This is a genomic window from Anaeromyxobacter sp. SG17 (genome assembly GCF_022690695.1).
GTDB lineage: Bacteria > Myxococcota > Myxococcia > Myxococcales > Anaeromyxobacteraceae > Anaeromyxobacter > Anaeromyxobacter soli.
The window spans coordinates 58,658-80,667 of record NZ_JALCYX010000016.1 but is presented as its reverse complement, the minus strand read 5'-3'; the positions used below and the strand labels follow the sequence as shown (position 1 = coordinate 80,667).

The 22,010-nt window shown below is 74.7% G+C and carries 21 protein-coding genes, 1 tRNA gene and 1 pseudogene; 12 read left to right on the top strand and 11 right to left on the bottom strand.

Annotation, left to right across the window (positions count from 1 at the left end; genetic code table 11):
- Window positions 1–213: pseudogene (locus MNY60_RS08880) on the top strand (serine/threonine protein kinase); the annotation flags it as partial.
- A gap of 29 nt (window positions 214–242) precedes the next feature.
- Here MNY60_RS08880 and MNY60_RS08875 read toward each other — a convergent pair.
- The 4 genes from MNY60_RS08875 to thyX form a co-directional block, all read right to left on the bottom strand.
- Window positions 243–1,430, bottom strand: a complete 1,188-nt coding sequence (locus MNY60_RS08875) for an HD domain-containing phosphohydrolase (RefSeq protein WP_242336089.1) — start codon at window positions 1,428–1,430, stop codon at window positions 243–245.
- Window positions 1,431–1,511: 81 nt separating this feature from the next.
- Window positions 1,512–2,675, bottom strand: a complete 1,164-nt coding sequence (gene rho / locus MNY60_RS08870) for a transcription termination factor Rho (RefSeq protein WP_242360447.1) — start codon at window positions 2,673–2,675, stop codon at window positions 1,512–1,514.
- A gap of 567 nt (window positions 2,676–3,242) precedes the next feature.
- Window positions 3,243–5,744 carry a signal peptide peptidase SppA gene (gene sppA / locus MNY60_RS08865; RefSeq protein ID WP_242360446.1) on the bottom strand — a complete coding sequence of 834 codons (2,502 nt, stop codon included), beginning with the start codon at window positions 5,742–5,744 and terminating at the stop codon, window positions 3,243–3,245.
- Between the two features lie 105 nt (window positions 5,745–5,849).
- Window positions 5,850–6,671 carry an FAD-dependent thymidylate synthase gene (gene thyX / locus MNY60_RS08860; RefSeq protein WP_242360445.1) on the bottom strand — a complete coding sequence of 274 codons (822 nt, stop codon included), beginning with the start codon at window positions 6,669–6,671 and terminating at the stop codon, window positions 5,850–5,852.
- A 97-nt stretch (window positions 6,672–6,768) separates the two neighbouring features.
- On the opposite strand from thyX, the gene MNY60_RS08855 reads away from it, so the two are divergent.
- Window positions 6,769–7,248, top strand: a complete 480-nt coding sequence (locus tag MNY60_RS08855) for an acyl-CoA thioesterase (RefSeq protein ID WP_242336077.1) — start codon at window positions 6,769–6,771, stop codon at window positions 7,246–7,248.
- A 29-nt stretch (window positions 7,249–7,277) separates the two neighbouring features.
- Here the strand turns inward: MNY60_RS08855 and MNY60_RS08850 are convergent, their stop codons facing one another.
- The 3 genes from MNY60_RS08850 to MNY60_RS08840 all read right to left on the bottom strand — a co-directional run bounded on the left by MNY60_RS08850 (window position 7,278) and on the right by MNY60_RS08840 (window position 10,560).
- Complete coding sequence (locus tag MNY60_RS08850) at window positions 7,278–7,760, bottom strand: FHA domain-containing protein (RefSeq protein ID WP_242360444.1); 483 nt, start codon at window positions 7,758–7,760, stop codon at window positions 7,278–7,280.
- Window positions 7,761–7,894: 134 nt separating this feature from the next.
- Window positions 7,895–9,607: an aldehyde dehydrogenase family protein gene (locus MNY60_RS08845; RefSeq protein WP_242360443.1), complete on the bottom strand. Its 1,713-nt coding sequence runs from the start codon at window positions 9,605–9,607 to the stop codon at window positions 7,895–7,897.
- A 134-nt stretch (window positions 9,608–9,741) separates the two neighbouring features.
- Entirely contained in the window at window positions 9,742–10,560 is an 819-nt protein-coding gene (locus MNY60_RS08840) for a metallophosphoesterase (protein WP_242360442.1), read from the bottom strand.
- 277 nt (window positions 10,561–10,837) lie between these two features.
- Between MNY60_RS08840 and MNY60_RS08835 the strand changes: the two genes are divergently transcribed.
- Entirely contained in the window at window positions 10,838–11,365 is a 528-nt protein-coding gene (locus MNY60_RS08835) for a peroxiredoxin (protein WP_242360441.1), read from the top strand.
- A 111-nt stretch (window positions 11,366–11,476) separates the two neighbouring features.
- Here the strand turns inward: MNY60_RS08835 and MNY60_RS08830 are convergent, their stop codons facing one another.
- Window positions 11,477–11,683 (bottom strand): helix-turn-helix domain-containing protein, encoded by a 207-nt coding sequence (locus MNY60_RS08830; protein ID WP_011985507.1) that lies wholly within the window; start codon window positions 11,681–11,683, stop codon window positions 11,477–11,479.
- 125 nt (window positions 11,684–11,808) lie between these two features.
- Between MNY60_RS08830 and MNY60_RS08825 the strand changes: the two genes are divergently transcribed.
- The gene (locus MNY60_RS08825) at window positions 11,809–12,321 is read left to right on the top strand and encodes a peroxiredoxin (protein WP_242336061.1); all 513 of its coding nucleotides are present in this window, start codon (window positions 11,809–11,811) and stop codon (window positions 12,319–12,321) included.
- Window positions 12,322–12,331: 10 nt separating this feature from the next.
- Window positions 12,332–13,030 carry a selenoprotein B gene (locus MNY60_RS23745; protein WP_243337394.1) on the top strand — a complete coding sequence of 233 codons (699 nt, stop codon included), beginning with the start codon at window positions 12,332–12,334 and terminating at the stop codon, window positions 13,028–13,030.
- An 85-nt stretch (window positions 13,031–13,115) separates the two neighbouring features.
- Here the strand turns inward: MNY60_RS23745 and MNY60_RS08810 are convergent, their stop codons facing one another.
- Entirely contained in the window at window positions 13,116–14,624 is a 1,509-nt protein-coding gene (locus MNY60_RS08810) for a hypothetical protein (protein WP_242336055.1), read from the bottom strand.
- A 201-nt stretch (window positions 14,625–14,825) separates the two neighbouring features.
- On the opposite strand from MNY60_RS08810, the gene MNY60_RS08805 reads away from it, so the two are divergent.
- A complete protein-coding gene (locus tag MNY60_RS08805; RefSeq protein ID WP_242360440.1) occupies window positions 14,826–15,833 on the top strand; it encodes a DUF4388 domain-containing protein in 1,008 nt (335 codons plus the stop codon).
- A gap of 116 nt (window positions 15,834–15,949) precedes the next feature.
- Complete coding sequence (locus MNY60_RS08800) at window positions 15,950–16,615, top strand: hemolysin III family protein (RefSeq protein ID WP_242336048.1); 666 nt, start codon at window positions 15,950–15,952, stop codon at window positions 16,613–16,615.
- Window positions 16,616–16,621: 6 nt separating this feature from the next.
- On the opposite strand, the gene MNY60_RS08795 is transcribed toward MNY60_RS08800, so the two are convergent.
- Entirely contained in the window at window positions 16,622–17,632 is a 1,011-nt protein-coding gene (locus MNY60_RS08795; RefSeq protein ID WP_242336045.1) for an ATP/GTP-binding protein, read from the bottom strand.
- 93 nt (window positions 17,633–17,725) lie between these two features.
- Entirely contained in the window at window positions 17,726–18,397 is a 672-nt protein-coding gene (locus MNY60_RS08790) for an HAD family hydrolase (protein WP_242360439.1), read from the bottom strand.
- A gap of 121 nt (window positions 18,398–18,518) precedes the next feature.
- Between MNY60_RS08790 and MNY60_RS08785 the strand changes: the two genes are divergently transcribed.
- The 5 genes from MNY60_RS08785 (at window position 18,519) to MNY60_RS08765 (ending at window position 22,010) form a co-directional block, all read left to right on the top strand.
- Window positions 18,519–19,835, top strand: coding sequence for a bifunctional ornithine acetyltransferase/N-acetylglutamate synthase (locus MNY60_RS08785; RefSeq protein ID WP_242360438.1), 1,317 nt, complete (start codon window positions 18,519–18,521; stop codon window positions 19,833–19,835).
- A gap of 154 nt (window positions 19,836–19,989) precedes the next feature.
- A complete protein-coding gene (locus MNY60_RS08780; protein ID WP_242360437.1) occupies window positions 19,990–20,580 on the top strand; it encodes a hypothetical protein in 591 nt (196 codons plus the stop codon).
- A gap of 39 nt (window positions 20,581–20,619) precedes the next feature.
- Window positions 20,620–20,691, top strand: a tRNA-Cys gene (locus MNY60_RS08775).
- A gap of 183 nt (window positions 20,692–20,874) precedes the next feature.
- Window positions 20,875–21,540: a 4Fe-4S binding protein gene (locus MNY60_RS08770; RefSeq protein ID WP_242360436.1), complete on the top strand. Its 666-nt coding sequence runs from the start codon at window positions 20,875–20,877 to the stop codon at window positions 21,538–21,540.
- A gap of 155 nt (window positions 21,541–21,695) precedes the next feature.
- On the top strand, window positions 21,696–22,010 hold the full coding sequence (locus tag MNY60_RS08765) for a hypothetical protein (RefSeq protein ID WP_242360435.1): 315 nt from the start codon (window positions 21,696–21,698) through the stop codon (window positions 22,008–22,010).

The window sequence follows — 22,010 nt, the reverse complement described above, 5'->3', positions numbered from 1 at the left end:
CGGCTCGTCGTGCAGCCGCGCGCCGCGGCCACGCTCGTCGTGGACGGCGAGGCGCGCCTCCCGCCGCTCGCCGCCGACGAGACCCGCGCCGTCGCGCTCGCGCCGGGCCGGCACCGGGTCGAGCTCCGGGCGAGGGACGGCCGGCGCGCGGCCGTGACGATCGAGGTCGGCGGCGGCGAGACCGCCGCGCTGCTCGGGATCGAGCTGCAGTAGCGCGGGCCGGGGTCCGCGGCGCCGCGGCGTCAGCCGCGCAGCGCGTCGAGCGCCGCCGCGAGGTCCTCGGGCGCCGGCGGGCTCTCGGCGAGGTCGGCGGAGAGCACCGCGACCGTCTCCACGTCGAGCCGGATCCGCTCCCAGTCCTCGGGCGGGACCGACAGGAACGCCTCGACGATCTTCGGGTCGAACTGCGTGCCCGTGCAGCGCGTGATCTCCTCGCGCGCGTGATCGAAGGGACGGGCCCGCCGGTACGGCCGGTCGCTCGTGATCGCGTCGAGCGTGTCCACCACGTGGAAGATGCGCGCCCCGACCACGATCTCCTCGCCGCGCAGGCCGGCGGGGTAGCCGGTGCCGTCCCACTTCTCCTGGTGCTGGAGGACGATGGAGGACGCGGGGCGCAGGTAGTCCACGCGCTGGAGGAGCGCCCAGCCGAGCTCGGGGTGGCGCTTCATCTCGGTCCACTCGTCGGTGGTGAGCGGGCCGGGCTTGAGGAGCACCCGGTCGCGCACGCCGATCTTGCCGATGTCGTGCAGGAGGGCGCCGTGCTCGACGACCGTGAGCTCCGGCTCCTCGAAGCCGAGCTGCCGCGCGAGCCGCCGCGCGAAGAGCGACACGCGCCGCGAGTGCCACTGGGTCTCGGCGTCGCGGTAGTCGAGGGCGGCGATGAGCCCCTCGAGCAGCGCCTGCGTGCGGGCCCGGACCATCTCCTCGAGCCGCGCGTTCATCTCGCGCAGCTGCCCGTTCTGGCGCTGCACCTCGGCGGTGAGCCGCTCGTTCTCGCGCTGGAGCCGCGCCGCCTCGGCCGCCTGCGTCACCGTCGCGATGAGCTCCGTCTGGTGCCAGGGCTTCGAGACGATCCGGTAGACCTCGCCCGAGTTCACCGCCTCGAGGGCGACGCGGAAGTCGTCCGCCGCGGTGCAGAGGATCCGGATCGCGGCCGGGTACCGCGCCCGCGCCTGGTTCAGGAAGGCGACGCCGTCCATCCCCGGCATCATGTAGTCGGAGATGATCACCACCGGGCGCTCCGACTCGAGCGCCTCGAGGGCGGCCTCGGGGGAGGCGTAGCAGCAGGGCGCGAAGCCCGAGCTCTCCAGGATGCGCGCGAGCGCCTTCAGGATGAGCTCGTCGTCGTCCACGACGAGCACGGGCTCGGGCGCGGGCGAGACGCCGGGGCCGGACACTACGAGGGCTGGAGGCGCGACGCGCGAGTCCATCGGGCGCGGATGATAGCGGCTCGCGGCGGGATTCGCATGGGGGACCGCCCGCCCGGCGACGGGTGGGCGGTCCCGGGAACGTCAGAAGCTCTGGAGGAACTCCTCGTTCGTCTCGAACTCGGAGAGCTTCTTGAGGAGCCGCTCCATCGCCTCGACCGGCTTCAGCGAGGCGAGGGCCCCGCGCAGGCGGCGGACCTTCTCGATCTCCTTCGGTGAGAAGAGCTTCTCCTCCTTGCGGGTGCCGGAGGCGCCGATGTCGATGGCCGGGAAGATGCGCCGCTCGGCGAGCTGCCGCGAGAGCACGACCTCCATGTTGCCCGTGCCCTTGAACTCCTCGAAGATCACCTCGTCCATGCGCGACCCGGTGTCGATGAGCGCGGTCGCGATGATGGTGAGCGACCCGCCCTCCTCGGCCTTGCGGGCCGATCCGAACAGCCGCTTGGGCCGCTCGAGCGCGCGCGAGTCGACGCCGCCGGTCAGCGTCCGGCCGGAGGACTCGACCTCCTTGTTGTAGGCGCGCGAGAGGCGGGTGATGGAGTCGAGCAGGATCACGACGTCCTTGCCGCCCTCCACGAGGCGCTTGGACCGCTCGAGGACCATCTCGGCGACGTGGATGTGCTCCTCCGTCGGCCGGTCGTTCGAGGAGCCGATCACCTCGCCCTTGATGTTCCGCTTCATGTCGGTGACCTCCTCGGGCCGCTCGTCCACGAGCAGCACCGTGAGGTGCACGTCCGGGCGGTTCGAGGTGATCGCCTGGGCGATCCGCTGCAGCATGATCGTCTTGCCGGCCTTGGGCGGCGAGGTGATGAGGCCGCGCGCGCCGAGGCCGATGGGGGAGACGAGGTCGAGGACGCGGCCGATCAGCTCGTCCGGGCGCGTCTCCATGACGAGCTTCTCGGTCGGATCGGTCGCGGTGAGGTTGTGGAAGTGGGTGCGCCGGGCGACCGCCATCGGGTCGGTGCCCTCGAGCTGGTCGATGCGCGTGAGCACCCGCTTCATGTTCCGCGTGGCGGCCTGGCCCTTCACGAGCAGCCCGCCCTGCAGGTGCATGCGGTCGATGAGCCAGCGCGGCACCTCGACGTCGAAGGGCTGCGGGAGGTAGCTGCGCTTCACGTCGCGCAGGTAGCCGTTCCCCTTGCCCTCGAACTCGAGGACGCCCTCGACCTCCTCGGTCGCCTCGGTCTGAGCCTGCCCGCCGGGCTGCGCCTGCGGCGCGGGGGCGGTCCCGTTCTGCGCGGGCGCCACCGCCAGCGGTTGGCCGTTCGGCCCGACCGCCGGTCCACCCTGGCCCTGGGGGCCGCCACGACCTCGGCGACCACGCCGCCGCCGCCGCCGCCGTCCCCCCTGTCCGGGGGCTCCGCCCGGACCGCCGGGCTGCCCGCCGGCCTCGCCCTCATGGGCGGACGCGGTGGGCTGGGAGTTCTGAGGGGCCCCGCTCACGACCGGAGTCGGGGTCTGCTCGTTATCGCTCATGCTGTCGTCTGCTCCGGCAGCGGGGCGAAGGAATCGCCCTCGCGGCACGACCGTCATGCGTCCTGGATTGGCGCTGTTCGCGGCTCGTTGGCAGTCGGTGGGCCGCGAACCGCCGCCCCCGTCGCGTCGCTCGCAGCGCGCCGCGTGTCACGCGACGCGAACTCGCCAGCAACCTGCCGATCAGAGGCTCGTCTACCCGCCGCCGTGAAACGTAAAGCCTTCGCGGAGGGCAGACAAGTCATCACATAGCAAAAAAGATCGCGCAGCGAAAGCTTCGATGCGGCCCCGAGGGGGCCCGCCCGCCCAGCCAGCGGACGCGGCGCCCCTCCGGCCGGTGCTTCACGGCGCGGGTGGTGGGTCCACCCACTCGACGGGCAACGCGAGCACGGGCCCCATCTCCGACACGAGCGAGAGGGCGCGGAGCTCCGGGATCGCGACGAGCGTGCGCGCGAGCGGAGAGGGCGCGGCGCCGAAGATGCCCACAGAGAACGGGTCCGCTCCGTCCTCGCCGCCCTTGGCCGTACGGACGATCACGACGTCGTCAGGCGTGAGCCGGGCGCGCTCGCGCGCGAGCTGGATCGCGTCGCGCAGGGAGCCCAGGCCGTCGACGAGGCGTCGCTCCTGCGCCTGGCGGCCGGTCCAGACCCGGCCCCCCGCCACGGTCTCGACCTCGGCGGCCGTGAGCTTCCGCCCCTCCGCCACGCGCGCCACGAACAGCGCGTAGAAGCGCTCGATCTCGCGCTCGACGGCGGCGCGCTCCGGGGCGGACCAGGGCTTCGCGAGGCTCGTGAGCTGCGCGTTCTCGCCCCGCGCCGCGGCCTCGCGGACCACGCCGAGCTTGGCGAGCAGGCCGGAGAGATCGGGCTTCAGGGCGAAGACGCCGATCGAGCCGGTGAGGGTGGAGGGCTCGGCGAGGATCGTGTCGGCCCCGACCGCCACGAGGTACCCGCCGCTCGCCGCGGCGTCGCCCATCGAGGCGATGACGGGCTTGCGGCGCCGGGCGCGCTGCACCTCGCGCCAGATCCGGTCCGAGGCGACGCCGTCGCCGCCCGGCGAGTCGATGCGGAGCACGATGGCCTTCACGTCGGAGTCCTCGGCGGCGCGCCGGAGCTGGGCGGCGATGGTCTCCGCGCCGGCGATCGCCGCGACGCCGAGCCGGTCGCCGCGGCTCTTCCCGCCCGCGATCGCCCCCTCCACGCGCACGACCTCCACGTACGCCGCCGGGCCCCAGCGCTGCGCCCGGCGCTCCTCGTCGGGCGAGTAGCCGCCCGTGACCTGCACGCGCCGCTTCGTCACCCGCCGGGCCCAGCCCTCGAGCTCGTCCGGCCACAGCACCGCGTCGAGGAGCCCCTCCGCCTTCGCCTCCTCCGCGCCGAACAGGCCGCGGTCCACGAGCGCGCGCACGCGATCCTCCGGGACCCGCCGCGCCGCGGCCACGTCCCCGACGAACCGGCCGAAGACGTCGTCGAGCAGCGAGCCGACCATCTCGCGCGCCTCCGGTGATCCCTCCGTCCGGACGAGCGGCTCGGGCGCGCTCTTGTACGCGCCGCGCTTCACCACCTCGAAGGCCACCCCGATCCGCGCGAGCGGCTCCTTCACGAACAGCGTGGAGGTGGAGACGCCGTTCACGAACAGCGTCGAGCCGGGCTGGGCGGCGATCTCGGTCGCGGCGCTCGCGATCCAGTACTCGATGGTGCCGCCGCCGGCGAGGTACGCGAGGACCGGCTTCCTCTCGCGGATGCGCGCCAGCGCCGCGCGCAGCGCCTCGGCGCGGCCGGCGCCCACCCCGAGATCGTCGATGCGGACCGCGACGGCGGCGACCTCGGGATCGTCGCGCGCCGCCTCGAGGCGCGCGAGGAGCCGGCCGTACGGATCCGGCTCTCCGAAGGTGAAGAACAGGAACGTGCGCGGCGGCTCCAGCGCGCGCTCGACGTCGATGGCCGGCACGTCGTGCCCGGTGAACGCGGCGCGGTAGCGCTCGCCCGAGAAGCGCACGCCGATGAGCGAGCCGGTGCGATCGCGCACCGGCACGGCGCCTCCCGTCCAGCCGACGTACGGTCCGTTCCAGGAGAGCGCGACCACCGCGGCGGGCCGGTCGCCGGTGGGCAGCCCCGACCGGAGCGGGAGCTGGAGCTGGGCCGAGACGGCGAGGCCGGACCAGACCTCCGCGCCGAGGCCGGTCGCGAGGTGCGTCACGCGCAGCGCGTCGCGGCGGTCGTCGTCGCCGAGGAGATCGAGCGAGAGGGTGAGCCCGTCGCGCCACAGCCGCGTCGCGACGCCGAGGTCGTAGCGGATGGGGAGCGGCTCGCCCGAGAGCCGCGCGTCGCGGTCGCGCATCGCCGCGGCGACGCTGAGCCAGCGCGTCGGCCGCACCGTGAGGCCGACGTCCCAGCTCGAGAGCCGCTCGAGCGCGTCGTCGCGGGAGGCCCAGCGGTTCCAGCCGATCGCCAGCGAGAGGGCGCGCGTGTCGGTGAGGGCGAGGGCGAGGGTCGTCTTGCGGTAGCGCGGCCCGTCGCCGGAGCCGGGGCGGACCCACTGCATGCCGAACCCGACGCCGAGCGGGCCCACGCCGTCGGCGGCGAAGACGGCGTCTGCGCTCGAGCCCGGGGTGACGTCGCGCTCGTGGAACGCCTGCACGGCGAGCCGGGGCACGAACCCCACGCCGGCCGGGTTCACCGCGAGCGCCGTCGGCTCCTCGGCGGCGGCGGCGCCCGGGAGGGGCAGCGAGAGCCCGGCGGGGAGGCCCTGGTCGCGATCGAGCGCGCTCTGGACCTGGGCGCGCGCGGGCAGCGCGGCGGCGACGATCGCCGCGGCGAGCGCGGCCTTCACGTACAGTCTCATGTGGGCTCCGGCGCGGGATTCTACCGGAGCGTCACCCGGGCGGCCGGGACCGGCCGGGGCGGAGGGGGATCCAAGGGGGGCTGCCGCCCCTCCCGGCCGAGGTCGCTACTCCTCGTTGCCCGCGTCCTCGACGGTCCGCAGGTGCTCCTCGGCGAGGGGCACGAGGTTGCCGGCCCGGTACTCGCGGAAGACGTCGAGGAGCTGCTCCTTGTGCGGCCGCACCTTCCCGAGCGGGCACTTCTCCCACTCCTTGCGCGGCTCATCGCAGTAGCCCATGCGCTTGTCGCCACACTTCGGCTGCAGGTAGCCGCCGATCTCCGGGATGGCCTTCATCACCTCGCGCCGCATGAGCGCGACCATGTGGCGGATCTCCCACTGCGCGCGCCAGCAGAGCCGGAGGTCCGCGATGTGCAGGAGCTCGGTGAAGTTCACCATCACCTGGAAGTTCGTCGGCGTGGCGTTGGGCAGCACGAAGCGGGCGTCCTCGGCGGGGATCCCCTTCTCGAGCGCCAGCTCGTACACGCGGGTGATCTCGCGCATGAGCCGGTCGTACTCGTCCGCCATCCCGTGCGCGTCGCGCCAGGTTCTCGGCATGACGTAGTCGAGCCGCTCCTCCTTGTAGCGGACGTAGCGCTGCGACTGCTGCTCGAACGAGATGCCGATCCGGTGGCGCACGAACTGGTGCGAGAGCGCCCGGGAGACGCCCGAGATCCCGAACCAGAACACCACCTGCTCGAGGGGCGAGGCGTGACCGGTCTTGAGCCGCTCCGCGATGAACTCGCGGATGGCGTCGGGCGCGATGCGTCCGTCGCGGATCTCGCTCCAGACCTCGCCGGGCGTCTTGGGGGTGTAGCAGGTGCGGTAGGCGCCGTAGAGCTTCGCGAGCGGGTCGCGGGCGTGGTCGATGAGGGTGACTTCGAGCGGCATGGGACGAGCTCTCCGGAGAGGGGCGCGGATTCTATAGCGGCGACCCGACACGGGGGAAAGGGCGGCGGAGGCCCGCGGGCCCGCGTATAGAGGGGCCATGGAGCCGAAGCCCGCCTCCGCGTCCCGCGTCGAGGTCACCCACCTCGTCATGCCGGGCGACGCGAACTCCCACGGCACCGCGTTCGGCGGCATGGTGATGCAGTGGATCGACCTCGCCGCCGGGATGGCGGCGATGCGCCACGCGCGCCTGCCCGTGGTCACGGCGTCGATCGACCAGCTCTCGTTCCTCGCGCCGGTCCCGATCGGCCACATGGCGCTCCTCGTCGCGCGCGTGACCGCGGTGTTCTCGACCTCCATGGAGGTGAACGTCGAGGTCTCGACCGAGGACCCGCGCACCGGCGAGCGGCGCAGGTGCTGCGACGCGTACCTGACCTTCGTGGCGATCGACGACGCTGGGCGGCCCACGCACGTCGCGCCGCTCGTCGCCGAGTCGGACGACGACCGCCGCCGCGAGCGCGGCGCGCGGGTCAGGCGCGAGTCGCGGCTGGGGCTCCGGGCTGCGCTCGCGCGCGAGTGAAGCGGCGGCGCACGCCCAGCTCGATCCCTTCAGGCGCCGCGCAGGCGCAGGTAGAGCGTCGCGCCGTCGTAGAACGTGAACCGCACGGCGCCCGCCTCGACGCGCGCCCCCGGCTCGAGCCGCAGCGGCGCGCGGCCGATGCGCAGCCCGTTCACGCTCGTGCCGTTGGACGAGCCTGCGTCCTCGACGGTCCAGCCGCCGGCCCCGTCGCGCCGGAGGACGAGGTGCCGGCGCGAGAGGGTGCCGTCGTCGACCACGATGTCGTTCTCGGGCGCCCGGCCGACCCGGACCTCCGGACCCCCGTTCCTGGCCGCGAGCGCGATGACGAGCGACTCGCCGGCCGCCACGAGCCGCGTGCCGGGGCCGGCGAGCATGGTCTCCCGCCCGGCCGCGGGCGGCCGCCAGGGACCCGCCTCCCACACGAGCCAGTCCTCGGGCCGCTCGCGGTGGAACGACGCGAGGTCGCACCCGGAGTACTTCCTCGTCAGCCAGGAGAGGAGAAAGCTCTTCACGGTGGCCCCCGCCGCGCGCTTCTGCGCGCGAACGGGGCGATGACATCACGGAGGGGCGAGGGGTGTCGAGCCGCAGGGCCACGGGACGCCACCGCCGCGTCGTTCCCGTCCCGGACAGCGGCCCCGGCCCGCGCTCAGCCCCGGACGCCCGCCGCGAGGACGGCCGGGAGCGCGGTGAGGCCGCGCGCCTCGAGGCGCGTCAGCCCGCGCCCCAGCGCGTGCGCGGTGCGGTGGCTCGGGAAGTACGGCGGCTTCGGGAACGTCGCGGCCGGATGGCGGATGACCGTCTTCTCGACGCGCTCGAGCATGAGCGCGTTGTGCACGAAGCCGCGGCCGCTCTGGATGTCGGTGAGCGGCGCACCGGGGTAGGCGCCCCAGGGCGTCGAGCCGAAGGCGAAGCCGTACCCGGCCCAGCAGTTCACGGAGACCGAGCCGTAGCGCAGCCGCCGGATCGCGCGCTCCAGCGCCGCCCCCGTCGTGCGGTCGGAGAGCGTGCGCGGGTGCACGGCGATGTGCGCCGCGAGCGTCCCCCACAGCATCTCGTTCGCGAGCGTCACCGCGGCGTCGAGGTACTCCAGGGGATCGGCGCTCCCGATCTCGGTCTGCCAGAGCAGGGCGCAGAACGGCTCGTCGCGGAACGCCGCGTCGTCGGGATCGGGCGCGACGCCGCGCACGATCGCCCAGGGGAGCTCGCCCTCCGCCGCCGCCCCGATGCGCCGCACGTCGCCGCGGCCGTCGAGCAGGCGGTGGTAGCTCGAGGCGGAGCCCGGGTACCAGGCGCGGCGGGGCGGCGCGAGCGCGGTGAACCGCTCCACCGCCGCGAGGAACTCGTCGCGCTGGCGCCACCCGCGGGCGGTGACGAGCATCTTGCCGGCGATGCAGTTGTAGGACGCGTTGTGCGTGAGCATCCCCGCGACGCTCTCGGCCTGCGCGGCGAGCGTCCGCGCGTCCCACGCCCCCGGCACGACCAGCACCGGCGTGATGTTCCCGAGCTCGCTCGAGATCTCCTTGCGCAGGAGCGGGTCGTTCCTCGCCATCCGCGCGGCGCGCTCCGGCCCCGGCGGACCCCACACGATGAGGTCGTGCGTGCGATCCGAGCCGGTGATGTGCACCTCGTCCACGCCCGGGTGGTGCGCGAGGTGCCAGCCCTCCTCCGCGCCGCCGTAGACGACGGCGAGGAAGCCGCGCGCGATCGCCTCGGCGAACGCCTCCTCGAAGAGCGGTCCGAGGTACGCGTTCACCGGGTTCATCTTGAGGACGCAGACCTTGCCCTCGTTGAAGAGCTTCGTCACGACGTCCGCGGGCGGGATCGCGTTGATGTTCCCCGCGCCGAGCACGAGGCAGACCTCGCCGTCGTGGTCGGGCGCCTTGTGAAAGCGCGCGCGGCCCTCGTCGAGCTCGGTCCTCCCGACGCCCTCCTCGAGGTGCACCTCGGCGCTGACGCCCCTGAAGAGCGCGCGATCGGTGGGGGAGGCGGGGAAGACGCGGACCGTGAGGCGCCCGTCGAGCGTCTCGCCGACGGCGCCGATGGGCGTGTTGCCGCGCGCCGCGAGCGCCTGGAGCGAGCGGACGACGAGGCGGAGCTGGCGGAGGACGACGTACGGCCCGCTCAGCCACTCCTCCCCGGCGACGGGGGAGTCGAGCGGGATGCCCTTCGCCGCGCAGGCCGCCGCGACGGCGCGCTCGGCGGTGCGCTCGAGGCCGCGCGCCATGGAGCGCGCCAGGGCGATGCGCTCGGAGAGCGACGCGCGCGCCCAGATCGGCGCGCCGTCGCGCAGGCGCGCCACGGCCTCGTCGAGGCGGCGCGGATCGGTGACGGGAGACGGGGCGGCTGCCGGACGCGTCATCGGGCGTTCTCCGCCCGCGATCGTAAGGGATCTCCCGGCCCGCCGCCCGAAACTTCCGGTGTCGGGGAGGCGCGCGCCCGGGGGCGACCCGCCGCGCGCGGCGCGGCGATCGTCCCGGGATCACGCTCGGTCGCTCAGGCGGGCTCGACCCGGCGCAGCGTCGCGAGCGTCACCTCGGGCGGCGCGTTCACGCGGACGCGGATCCCGGACATGCCGATCCCGCGGTTCACGTAGAGCTGGACCCCGCCGTCCAGCGCGTAGCGGCCGCGCAGGAACGGCTCGTGGACGATGGCCGAGAGGAACAGCGGCGTGAAGATCGGGATGTTGATCTGGCCGCCGTGCGTGTGGCCCGAGAGGCAGAGGGTCGGGCGGCCGAGGCGCTGGAGCTTCTCCGCCGTGCGCGGCCCGTGCGCGAGCACGAGCGGCGTCGGGCCGGCGAGCCCTCTCAGCGCCTTCCCGACGTCGTCGCGCCGGGTGAGGTGGTCGCCCACCCCGACGACGGGGAGCGGGGCGCCCCGCAGCCGCACGGTGGTCCAGGCGTTCTCGAGGACCTCGTAGCCGTGGCCCCGGAGCGCCGCGGCCGCGCCCTCCGGATCGACCCACACGTCGTGGTTCCCGAGCACGGCGATCGTGGGCGCGGCGAGGCCGCCGAGCAGCTCGTGCATCGGATCGAGCTCGCGGCGGGAGTGCGAGAGGTAGTCGCCGGTGAGGACGACGAGATCGGGCTGGAAGGCGTTCGCCTCCTCGATCGCGGCGCGGACGACCTCCGCGGGCGTCCGCGGCCCGACGTGGAGATCGGAGAGCTGCGCGACGCGCAGGCCGTGGTGCGCGGGATCGAGGCCCGGCACGTCGAACGTCACGCGCTCCGGCGTGGGCGCCGCGTGGCGGGCCTCGGCGGCGGACGGGAAGGCGCCGAGCGCGCCGGCGGCGCCGACGAGCGCCGCGCCCCTCAAGAACCCTCTCCGCCCGAAGCTCCGCTCCATCCGCGCTCGCGCTCCCTCGCCGGCCGCGCGGCATCGCGCTCGCGCCCCGGAACACTGGAACGCCCCGGGGCCGGCGGCGATTCCTTGGGCGGGGCGGGTCGTGGGGGCGTGCGGGGGCTCGCGCGGCAGGAGCGCGCGGCCCGCACGGCGGCGCGCCGGGTCCCCGGCCCGCTCGGGCGCCCCGGCGGGCGCGCGGTTGACGGAGCGCGGGGGCACGGCTATCGAGCGCGGAGGAGAGGAGCGGGCCTTGAGCATCATCCTCGATCCGGCGCCGGACTTCACGGCCGCGGCGGCCATCGGACCTTCGCCAGGCGAGGTGCGCGAGGTGGCGCTCGGCGACTACGCCGGCCGCTGGCTCGTGCTGGTCTTCTACCCGCGCGACTTCACCCCCGTGTGTCCGACGGAGCTGCTCGAGCTGTCGCGCCGCGCGCGCGAGCTCTCGGAGCTCCGCGCCGAGGTCCTCGCCGTCTCGGTGGACGACGTGGAGACGCACCAGCGCTGGATCCGCGAGGTGCTCGGCCCCATCGCCTTCCCGCTCGCGGCCGACCCGGCGGGCGCGATGAGCCGCGCCTACGGCGCCTTCCTCGAGCGCGCCGGCGTGGCGGCGCGCGCCACGTTTCTCGTGGACCCCGAGGGAATCGTCCAGTACGCCGCGTTCCACAACCTGGAGGTGGGCCGCTCGCCCTCGGAGATCCTGCGCGTGCTCGAGGCGCTGAGGACGCGCGAGCGGGTGCCCGCCGAGTGGCGGCGCGGCGAGCCTACGCTCGGGCGTTGAGGCGCGTCGCGCTGCGGGAGGGAATCACTTGGCGTGAACGCGGCGCGGCGACGCTCGACGCCGCGGCGCCCGCGTCGTCGAGACCGGTCGCGGCGCTCCGTCGGGCGCGGCTCACTTGCCGAGCAGGTTTGCGGGCGGCACGCCCAGCGCCTTGGCCATCTTCTCGATGGTCTCCAGCGGTGGAGAGCGCTGCCCGCGCTCGAGCATCGAGACGTACGAGACGGAGATCCCGACCTTGTCGGCCAGCGCCTTCTGGGAAAGCTTCTTCTTGGCCCGCAGGCGGCGCACGTTGCCAGCGAATCGCGTCAGGAGATCCATGCGAAACCCTTAGCAAAGTGACCCCGCGTGCTCATTGTCCTTTTCGGGGTGCCCCCCGGGCGTCCTCGACGCTGAGTGACGCGGTTACTAGTGTCTTTTTGTCCCACGACCAAAGGAGGACTCGAATGGCAGCGAAGCCAAAGGCCGTCTGGCGGCTGGAGGTCGGCGACGAGGCGCCCGACTTCGAGCTGATGGCGACCGGCAGCACTGCGGGTAAAGGCGACACGAAGCGGAAGATCCGGCTCTCCGACTATCGTGGCAAGAAGAACGTGGTGCTGGCGTTCTACCCGGCCGCCTACACCCCCGTCTGAACCGTCCAGATGCCCTCGTACGAGGAGGATCTCTCCGAGTTCGAGCGGCGGAATGCCCAGGTCCTGGGCATCAGCACGGATCAGGTCCACACCAACGAGGCGTGGGCGAAGTCGATGGGCGGGCTGTCGTTCCCGCTCCTGTCCGATCACTGGCCGCACGGCTACGTGGCGGCCCTCTACGGCGTCCTCCGCGGCGAGAACGGCATCTGCGAGCGCGCGATCTTCGTCGTCGACAAGCAGGGGAAGGTTGCCTACATCGACATCCACGACATCGGCGAGCAGCCCCCCACCGACAAGATCATGGCGGCGCTCGACAAGCTGAAGTAGCGGAGGGCGGATGCCGCAAGGAGCCGAGCCGAAGCCGCTCGAGCTGTCCCGTTACTGCGTTCCGTTCACGCCGTTCCAGGGGAAGCTCGAGGACGCCGCGATCTGCATCGTCTCGACGGCCGGGGTCCGGCTCGCGAGCGACGTGCCGTTCGTCACCGACGGCGACGCCACCTGGCGCGTCATCGGGGGAGACGCGGAGGCGAAGGACCTCCGCTACGACGACACGCACTACGACCACGCCTGCGTGGATCGCGATCTCAACTGCGTGTTCCCCATCGACCGGGTGCGCGAGCTCGCGCGCGAGGGGCGGGTGGGCGGCCTCACCGAGCGCCACTTCTCGCTCGGCTTCAGCCAGGCGCTCCGCGAGCTGCGCGAGAAGACCATCCCCGCGCTCGTGCGCGAGGTGGACCGAGAGCGCCCCGGCGCCGTGCTCCTCACCGGCGGCTGACGCCTCTGCCACCGCACGGTGGTCACCGTGCAGCGGATGATCGAGCTCGTGGGCATCCCGACCGTCGTCGTGACGGTCGAGCCGGAGGAGACGCGGCAGGCGCGGCCTCCGCGCGCGCTCTGCCCCCGCGGCTTCGTGGTGGGCCACTCGCTCGGACGCCCGTCCGACACCGCGCTCCAGAAGTGGATCCTCATGGACGCGCTCGGGCTGCTCGTCGGGGAGCCGCGCCCGGGCGAGGTGATCGAGCGGGACTACGCCTGAACCCCGCTGGCGGTCCCCGATCACCACCGGTGGTCGGGAACCGCCGCGGTCCAGGCACGATCCGGTCGGGGCTCGCGCCGTCCCGTCACGGACCGTCGTAGGCGGTCACGGCACCCGGCCCGAACCTCGACTCGAGGTGGGCCATGTAGACCACGCGAGGGCTCGCCCAGCGGTCGATCTGGATCGACCGCACGGGCCCGCGCGCGAAGGCCGGCACCGAGTCCGGGGGGAGGTCCTGCACCCACGCGCCGTTCCGGTAGCGCCCGAAGCCGCCCCAGGCGAACCCCACCCACACCGAGCCGTCGGACGGATCGCACGCGACGGCGAGCGCGCCGCCCGCGCCGGCGGGGACGCCGACGGTGCTGAAGGTGGAGGCGCCCTTGCGCAGGAAGGCGAGGCCGTGCGCGTCCGAGCCGACCCACATCGTCCCGTCGTCGCAGAACGAGATCGACTGCACGCTGTCGCGCTTCGTGGCGTCCGCCGGATCCGCGTCCGAGCTCCAGATCCAGAGGTAGGGGCTGGGCGGCGACTGGTTCCCCCACCACGGGCCGTGGAAGTTCTGCGACAGCTCCGGCCGCCGCATCGAGGCGTAGCCGGGGAGGCTCGCCGTGCGGAACTGGTTCGCGTACCAGGGCACGTTCGTGGTGGGGTCGAACGCGAGCGCCCACGCCTCGCCGGTGAGGAACTCGCCGTGCGCGTAGATCGCGGGGTGCTCGTGCTCGAACACGCCCTTCGCGTCCTCCCAGGCCGGGTCGCCGCGGGTGAGGTCCTGGAGGCCGCGCGCGTCGGGGTTCGCGACGAGGATCGAGATCGTGGCGTGCGTGCCGCCCAGGAGCGCGTCGCCGTACGAGAGCGAGCGGCCCTTGTCGTGGTTCACGACGATGCGCTGCACCTGACGCAGCTTCCGGCGGCCGCCGAGCATGAACGGATCCCAGCCGTAGCACTGGGTGTCGTTCGAGCCCTCCACGAAGAACTCGCACACGTAGCCCGGGGGCGTCGCGATCCGGACGTGCCGCTCGCGCGCGAGCGTCGTGCCGTCGAACGTGACGACGTCGGCGCCCCCGGAGTCGACCGCCCAGTCGGCGTCCGTGTCGCCGTCGGTGCCGACGCCCTTGAAGCCGATGATCGCCTTGTTCGGCGTCGAGCCCGCGACCGAGATGACCGGGCACGTGACGGCGGGATCGGACGGGGTCGCGTTCGCGATCTGCGCCGCGTCGTGGCAGTTCTTCGTCAGCCCGGCGGCGTCCGCGTCGAAGCGCTTGAAGTCCTGGGCGGCGCGGGACTTCGCGTAGACGGCGGCGTCGCCGCCCGCGACGTAGACGTTGCCGGCCTCGTCCGCGGAGACGTCGCTCACCTTGGCCGGGAGCCCCTGCTCGGCGCCCCAGAACCGGAAGGCGCCGACGACGACCGGCGCCTTCACCGCCGGGGCACCGCCTCCGCCGCCGCCACCTCCCGTGCCGCCTCCGGTCCCGCCCCCCGTGTCGCCGCCGGTGCCGCCGCCGCCCGTGTCGGCCGGGGTCTTGGTGCCGCCGCCTCCGCCGCCGCCGCACGCGGTCAGCGCAGCCGCCGCGAGCACCGCCGCCCAACGCCGCATCCCGGCCATCCGCCGTCTCCCGCGCGCCCGCCCGGACGCCGGGCCGACGGGCCCTCCGGCACGCACGCGCAAGAAAAGCTGGCCCGAGCGACACGGTCCGCCAAGCCGGGGCGCCGGGGGCAGCACTCCGGGTGAGACCTCCCACGCTCGGACGGGGGGCGCGATCTGGCGCGCGCGGCCCGGCGCGGTCACAATCGGGCCATGCTGCAGGGAGACCTCGCGACCTTTCCCCTCGCCGAGCTGTTCCAGTGGCTCGATCAGAGCAGGCGCTCGGGGATCGTCGAGCTCGACGCGGGCGAGGGGACGCCGTTCTGGCTGCACGTCGTCGACCGCCGCATCGTCGCGGCGGCGCGCCCACCGTCCGAGCCGTCGGCGCTCGGCACGCTCGCCCGCTGGTCGCACTCGGAGCCGCCGGAGTCGCTCTGGCCGGAGGCGTGCGCCGACCGGATCGTCGATCTCTTCCTCGCGCCGCCAGGGGGCCGGTTCACGCTCATCGTGGACGCCGGCGGCTTCGAGGACGGGGTCCGCCTCGACGTGGGGCTCGGCCAGATGGCGCTCGAGGGCCTGCGGCGGCTCGACGAGTGGCCCGAGCTCGACCGGCGCTACCCGTCGGACACGGCCGCGCTCGTAGCGGAGGAGGGCGCCGCACGCCCGCGCACGCCGGGGCAGCGCGCGCTGCTGGAGGCGGCGCGGCGCCGCGCGTCGATCGCCGAGGCGCGCCTCGCGCTCGCCCTCTCTCGCGCCGCGGTGCTCCGCCGGATCGAGGCGCTCCGCGCGCTCGGCCTCGCGCGCGTCGAGGGCGTGTCCGCGCACCCGGACCCGGTGGCGTCACTGGTGGCGAAGGCACAGCTGCTCGTCGACGCGCGCCAGTTCGACGAGGCGGGCATCGTGTTCCGGAGCCTGCTCGCCGCGGATCCTTCCGACCGGCGCGTCCGCGCGCTCCTGCGCGAGGCCGAGCGCGAGCAGGTCGCCGTGCTCTACGCGGAGCTGTCCCCGGTCGCGGTCCCCGTCCTCCTGGCCGGGCCCGCGGCGCTCGACGGGCCGGCGGCGCGGCGGCTCGGCCCGACGGACCGCGAGGTCGCGGGCCGCCTGAACGGCAAGTGGGACGTCGCGAGCATCGCGCTCGCGAGCCCGCTGCGGGAGGTCGAGACGCTGAAGGCGCTCCGCAAGCTCGTCCGGCTCGGGCTCGTCGAGCTGCGCGAGGCCTGAGGCGCGGGGCGAGGGAGCTCGGCGATCCGACGCGAGCGCGCAGGGCGTCACGCGCGCGCCGTGACAGGGGCGTGACCCTCCGATGGCAGGATCCAACGCGCTCTGGAGGGCACACCATGATCGACACCGCCTCGCACGACGCTCCGCGCGCCGCAGAGAAGCCGCTCCTGCGCGGCGTGTCCCACGAGATCGCCGCGTTCGTCGCGCTCGCCGCGTGGATCGCGCTCGCGCTCGTCTCGCCGTCGGCGCGCGCCCGCGCCGCGGCGAACGTCTACGGGGCGAGCCTCTTCACCCTGTTCGCCGTGAGCGCGCTCTACCACCGGCCGACCTGGCCGCCGCGCGCGCGGCGCTGGATGCGACGGCTCGATCACTCGGCGATCTTCCTCCTCATCGCCGGAACGTACACGCCGTTCTGCCTGGTCCTCGGCGGCGCGCGCGGCGAGGCGCTCCTCGCGATCGCGTGGGGCGGGGCGGCGCTCGGCATCCTCCAGTCGATCCTGTGGGTCCGCGCGCCGAAGCCCCTCATCGCGGTGATCTACGTGCTGCTCGGCTGGGTGATCCTTCCGGTGATGCCCGCGCTCGTGGCGCGCCTCGGCCCGGGCGCGATCGCGCTGCTCGGCGCCGGCGGGATCGCCTACAGCCTGGGCGCGGTGGTCTACGCGACGCGGCGTCCGGATCCGTTCCCGCGCGTGTTCGGGTACCACGAGATCTTCCACGCGCTCGTGGTGGTCGCGGCGGGGCTCCACCTCGCCGTCACGGCGCGGGCGCTCTTCTCGCTGTAGCCGATGCTAGCGGCCGGCGGCCCGGGCCGCTGCCTTCACCTTCGCGGCGACGAGGACGTAGAGCGCGAAGAGCGCGTCCCGCTCGGTGACCGCCGCGTCCGGCATCGCCGCGATGCGCGCGAGCCGGAGCAGCTCGTGCGGGTCGAGCCCGAGCCGCGCGGCCCGCCCGTCCTCCGCGGGCACCCGCGCCAGCACCGCGGCCACGCCATCCGCGGCGATGCGCGCGGCCTCGCCGTAGGTCCGCTCGCGCAGCGCGTGCTCGGTGGCGGCGATCGCCGCGCCCTCTCCCGGGAAGAGCCGCGCGAAGGACACCGGGGCGAGCGCCGCCGGATCGGCCGGCCCGGAGGCCTCGGCCGCAGCGGAGAGCTGGGAGGCGAGCTCCGACCCGCCGCCGGAGAGCTCGAGCGGCCGCGGCGTCGCGCGGCGCGCGGGCTGGCGCGAGCGCAGGTCCTTCACCACGAGGCGGGTGATCTCCTTCAGCCCGGCGAAGACCCCGACGCCGCGGCTCGCGATGCTCTCGACCTCGGGCGCGCCGTGGCGGTTCAGGGCGGCGCGGAGGTCCTCCACCGGCAGCGCGCCGGGGAGATCGCGCTTGTTGTACTGGAGCACGTGGGGGAACTCGGCGAGGGAGATGCCGAGCTCGCCGAGGTTCGTGGCGAGGTTGTCGATGGACTCCGCGTTCGTGTCCCGCGCCGCCGGCTGGGAGTCCGCCACGAACACGACCCCGTCGGCGCCGTTCAGCACGAGCTTGCGGGTCGCGTCGTAGAACACCTGGCCCGGCACCGTGTAGATCTGGAGCCTGAGCGTGAGCCCCCGCACCTGCTCGATCTTGAGGGGCAGGAAGTCGAAGAAGAGGGTGCGATCACCCTCCGTCGAGAGCGACACGAGCTGGCCGCGCGTCTCCGGGCGGACGCTCTCGTAGATCTGGTGGAGGCTCGTCGTCTTCCCGGACAGGCCGGGGCCGTAATAGACGATCTTCGCCGAGATCTCCCGCGCGAGCGGGTTGACGGTGGACACGGCCGGCATCATAGCCCCGGGCGATCGGGGGAGCGACTTCGCCGCAGGCGCGAAGGTCCGCTCCGGGCGCCTCGGGAGAGGCGGACGCGGCCTTCACCGCGCGAGGAGGGCGTCCACCACCGCGACCAGGTCCTCGCCCTGCACGGTCGGTGGGCCCATGGCCGGGTGGAAGCGCCGCTCCAGCCGCGCGCACCAGCCCCCCACCAGCCCGGCGCGCTGGGCCCCTTCGACGTCCCACGCGTGCACCGCGACGAGCGCGAGCCGCTCCGGCGGCTGCCCGAGGGTGCGCGCGGCGTGCAGGTAGATCTCGCGGCCCGGCTTGTAGCGGCGGATCTCGTCGACGCCCATGACGCGCGCGACGTGATGGAGGAGGCCCGCGCGGTCGAGCAGCCCGCGCGTCGCCTCGACGCCGCCGTTCGAGAGGGTCGCGATGGGCACGCCCGCGCCGGCGAGCCTGCGGAACGCGGGCGCGACGTCCGGCGCGGGGTCGAGCGTGTTGAAGCCGTCGAGGACGTCCTCGACGGCCGCGCGCTCCACCGGGCGGCTCCGCTGGGCGAGGAGCACCTCGAGCGCGCCGCCGGCGATCTCGCGGAAGGGCCGGAACGAGCCGCTCGCGTCGAGCGCGAACGCGTCCCGCAGGATCCGCGTGAACCAGGTGTCGAGGTCGAGGGGAGCGAGCCCCAGGGCGGCGAGGCGCAGGCGCAGGGGATCGAGCGGGAAGAGCGTCTCGATGACGTCGAAGATCACGGCGGCGGGGCGGGCCATGGGCCGGTGCGTACGCCGCGGCCTCCGCCGGCGCAAGGCGCGGGCGGGGGCAGCGGCGCGGAGGCGGCCCCCGGCGTCGGGGCCCGTTGACGGCGGGGGGCGGAAGGGCGAAAAGGCGGCCATGCCGTCCACCTCGCTCACCTTCGCGAGCCGCGCCGAGCACCGCGCCTGGCTCGAGGCGCAGTCGGCCCTGCCCGAGGGCTTCTGCATCGGGACCACGAGCTTCGAGTTCGTCCCGGTCGAGGCGCCGAAGCCCGGCCGGATGAAGCTCACGCTCGTGGCGCTCGACCGCCCGACCCCCGCCTTCGCCGCGAAGTTCACCCGGAACGCCTTCCCTGGCGCGCCGGTGATCGTGGGCAAGCGCCGCCTCGACGGGCCCACGCTGGGCGGCATCGTGGTGAACACCAAGATCGCCAACGTCTGCGCGCCGGGCGGGATCGAGGCGGCGGAGCGCGTCGGCGCCGAGGCGGCGCGGCTCATCGGGATCGCGCCCGAGGAGGTGCTGCCTTCGTCCACCGGGGTCATCGGCTGGCAGCTCCCCGTCGAGCGGATGATCGCGGCGCTGCCCGAGGCCGCCTCCGCGCTCCAGTCCGGCACGATCCTCCCGGCCGCCGAGGCGATCACGACGACCGACCTCTACCCCAAGGTGCGGCGCGCGCCGCTCGGGGAAGGGACGCTCGTGGGCATCGCCAAGGGCGCGGGCATGATCGAGCCGAACCTCGCGACCATGCTCGTCTACCTGCTCACCGACGTGGACGTGCCGCGCGACACGCTGCGCGCCGCGCTCGACGCCGCCGTCGAGGTGACGTTCAACTGCATCTCCGTCGACACGGACACGAGCACCTCCGACACCGTCGTGATCGTCTCCTCCCGCAAGAAGGCGGCCCCGCCGCCCGGCGCGCTCGCCGCCGCGCTCGCGCAGGTATGCGGCGACCTCGCCGAGGACGTGGTACGGAACGGGGAGGGCGTCCACCACGTGATCCGCGCGAGCGTCACCGGCGCGCGCACGTTCGAGGAGGCGCGCGCGATCGCCAAGTCGGTGGTGAACTCGCCGCTGCTCAAGGCGGCGGTGAACGGGAACGATCCCAACGTGGGGCGGCTCCTCTGCGCCGTCGGCAAGCAGGCGGGCGCCGCCGGGATCCCGCTCGACCCCGCGCGCGTCACGATGCGCGTGGGCGACGACCTCGTGCTCGAGGGCGGCGCGATGCGGCTCGACCCCGCGAAGGAGGAGCGGCTCGTCGCCCACATGAAGTCGGCGGAGCTGTACGCGACGCGTCCGTCCGCGGACGGGCTCTTCCGGCCGCCGATCGACTACCCGCCGCACGAGCGGCGGGTGGAGATCGGGATCGACCTCGGCATGGGGAGCGCGGCGTGCGCGGTCCTGGGGGCCGATCTGACGCACGAGTACGTGACCGAGAACGCGGACTACCGGAGCTGAGGCGCGCGAGCCAACACCCGACCGCGCCCGAGTCCGGCGGGTCCGCGCGGCGGACCTTCGGGCCCGAGAAACCCCTCACGCCCCGCGCGCTGCTCCCGGCACCGACCGTGCACTCTCGCGCGCTCGCGCGGGGGCCGCGCCGGGGAGATCCACGATGAAGGTGACCGAGAAGGGCAGGGCGGAGGGCGGCTCGAGAGGCGCCATTGCGCAGCGGTTCGACGAGGTCCTCCGCAACGCCCGCCGAGGCGTCCGGGCTCCGCACCGGTCGCCTGCAGTCGCCGGCGTCGACGAGCGCGCCGGCGCACCCCGGAGCCTGCGCGCGCGACGCGCGAGCGCGGATCACGCGGGCAGCGTGCTGCGCGAGCGGCGCGCGGACGCCTTCGAGGCGGAGCGGCTGACGCGGCCTCCGCCCGCGCCGGTGGCGCAGCTCCAGCCCGCGCGCATCGAGGGGGTGGCGGACCTGCGCGCGATCGTGCGCACGCTGCCCGCCGCGATCGAGGCCGCGCGCGTCCGCGAGGGCGAGCCCCTGTCCCTGTCGCTCGGTCGCGCGCTCTCGGTCGATCTCCGGCGCGGCGCCGGCGGCCTCGAGCTCGTGCTCCGGCCCGACGCCGTGCTGCAGCGCGCCGCCGCCGCCGAGCTGCCCGGGCTCCTCGAGACGCTCCGCGCGCGGGGCATCGTCGTGGCGCGCGCGGAGGTGCGCGCGCAGCCGCACGCCGGCCCGCCAGCCGGGCGCTCCGCGCGTTGACGCCGTCCCGGCCCTCCGCTACAAAGGGCGCCTCGGTACGGCACCGTCGCCAAGTGGTAAGGCAAAGGTCTGCAAAACCTTTATTCCCCGGTTCGAATCCGGGCGGTGCCTCTCTCCGAAGGGCTCGAAGCCGCTCAGGTTTCGGGCCCTTCGTGTTTTCGCGCGGTGAACGGCGGGCCCCGCCGCGCAGGGCCCGGGACAGGCCGATCCCTCCGCGGCGCGCTGCGAAGCTCACGCGAGGCGTGTACGTTCGTCCCGGCAGGCGAGCGTCGAGGACAGGGGAGGGTGCGCGAGGTGCTCCGAGGGATCGGCGATGGCGCGGAGCCGAGCGGTGCGAACGCGCCGCGCCGCCGGATCGCGGCGCGGGGTCGTCCGCTCGAGGACCCGGCGTGCGCCGGCTGCAGGCAGCTCCCGCTCCTGCGAGCGCTTCGCCGCGCGGGGCTCGCCGTCCGCGGCGGTCTCGGCTGCGAGCCTCCGGCCGCGGGCGAGCGGGACGCGCCGCCCGGCCGCGTCGCGCGGATGGCGGGCGCGGTCGAGGCCCTCGTCCGTCCCGGGGCGCTCGTCGCGGAGGCCCGCGACCTCGCGCTGCTCGTCGTCGCCGATCGCGGGCCGCACCGCGCCGCCGCCGTGGAGTCCGCGCTCGCCGCGGCGGGCGCGCGCGTCGTGCGCCTTCCCGCCGGGTCGGGCGCGCAGGACGCCGAGCGGCTCGTGGCAGAGGCGCTCGCGAGCGTCCGCCCCGCGGCGCTCGTCGCGCTCGCAGAGTGCGCGCGCCGCGAGGAGGCACGCCCGCCGCTCGCGATCGAGCCGGCTCGCTGCAACCGCTGCGGCGCCTGCCTCGGCCTCGGCTGCGTCGCGCTCTCCGACCCAGGGGGCGAGGCGATGTCGATCGACCCCGCGCGTTGCGTCGGCTGCGGTCTGTGCGCCCCGCTCTGCCGCGGCGGCGCCATCCGGTGTCGCTGACGAGGCGCGGCGCGAGGGCGCCATCTCGGCGGGTCGGATTCCCTCTCTCCTCGACGAGACGTGCTCCTGCCTCACCGGTACGGTCCGCTCCGCCCCCGCAGGGCGCCCGGGCGACGGGGGCTGCCGGGACGCAGGCGGCGCGTTAGACGAGGGGCGTGGCGACCGAGATCTGCCAGTACTGCGGCGTCGACCTCGACGAGATCGAGCCGCGGCAGGAGACCGGCTGGACGTACGGCGTCGAGTGCAGCCGCTGCGCGCCGGAGCAGCGCCGCTCGCAGGTGCTCGCGCGCCGGGAGCGCGTGGCGGAGCTCGCTTGCCCGCAGTGCGGCGCGCGCATCGCGCCGGCGGAGGGGCACCCCGACGTGCTCGTCGTGAAGGAGCTCACCTACGAGGTGTGCGCGGCGTGCGGCGAGCGCTGCGGCGTCGCGGCGGTGCGGAAGGTGCGCGACGTGTCGGGCGGGACGATGTAG

What these genes read in the sequence shown, in the direction of transcription:
- MNY60_RS08845 (WP_242360443.1), bottom strand. Translation starts at nt 9,607, where the DNA reads ATGACGCGTCCGGCAGCCGCCCCGTCTCCCGTCACCGATCCGCGCCGC.
- thyX (WP_242360445.1), bottom strand. Translation starts at nt 6,671, where the DNA reads ATGCCGCTCGAAGTCACCCTCATCGACCACGCCCGCGACCCGCTCGCG.
- MNY60_RS08830 (WP_011985507.1), bottom strand. Translation starts at nt 11,683, where the DNA reads ATGGATCTCCTGACGCGATTCGCTGGCAACGTGCGCCGCCTGCGGGCC.
- MNY60_RS08800 (WP_242336048.1), top strand. Translation starts at nt 15,950, where the DNA reads ATGATCGACACCGCCTCGCACGACGCTCCGCGCGCCGCAGAGAAGCCG.
- MNY60_RS08780 (WP_242360437.1), top strand. Translation starts at nt 19,990, where the DNA reads ATGAAGGTGACCGAGAAGGGCAGGGCGGAGGGCGGCTCGAGAGGCGCC.
- MNY60_RS08790 (WP_242360439.1), bottom strand. Translation starts at nt 18,397, where the DNA reads ATGGCCCGCCCCGCCGCCGTGATCTTCGACGTCATCGAGACGCTCTTC.
- MNY60_RS08805 (WP_242360440.1), top strand. Translation starts at nt 14,826, where the DNA reads ATGCTGCAGGGAGACCTCGCGACCTTTCCCCTCGCCGAGCTGTTCCAG.
- sppA (WP_242360446.1), bottom strand. Translation starts at nt 5,744, where the DNA reads ATGAGACTGTACGTGAAGGCCGCGCTCGCCGCGGCGATCGTCGCCGCC.
- MNY60_RS08810 (WP_242336055.1), bottom strand. Translation starts at nt 14,624, where the DNA reads ATGCGGCGTTGGGCGGCGGTGCTCGCGGCGGCTGCGCTGACCGCGTGC.
- MNY60_RS08855 (WP_242336077.1), top strand. Translation starts at nt 6,769, where the DNA reads ATGGAGCCGAAGCCCGCCTCCGCGTCCCGCGTCGAGGTCACCCACCTC.
- MNY60_RS08875 (WP_242336089.1), bottom strand. Translation starts at nt 1,430, where the DNA reads ATGGACTCGCGCGTCGCGCCTCCAGCCCTCGTAGTGTCCGGCCCCGGC.
- MNY60_RS08785 (WP_242360438.1), top strand. Translation starts at nt 18,519, where the DNA reads ATGCCGTCCACCTCGCTCACCTTCGCGAGCCGCGCCGAGCACCGCGCC.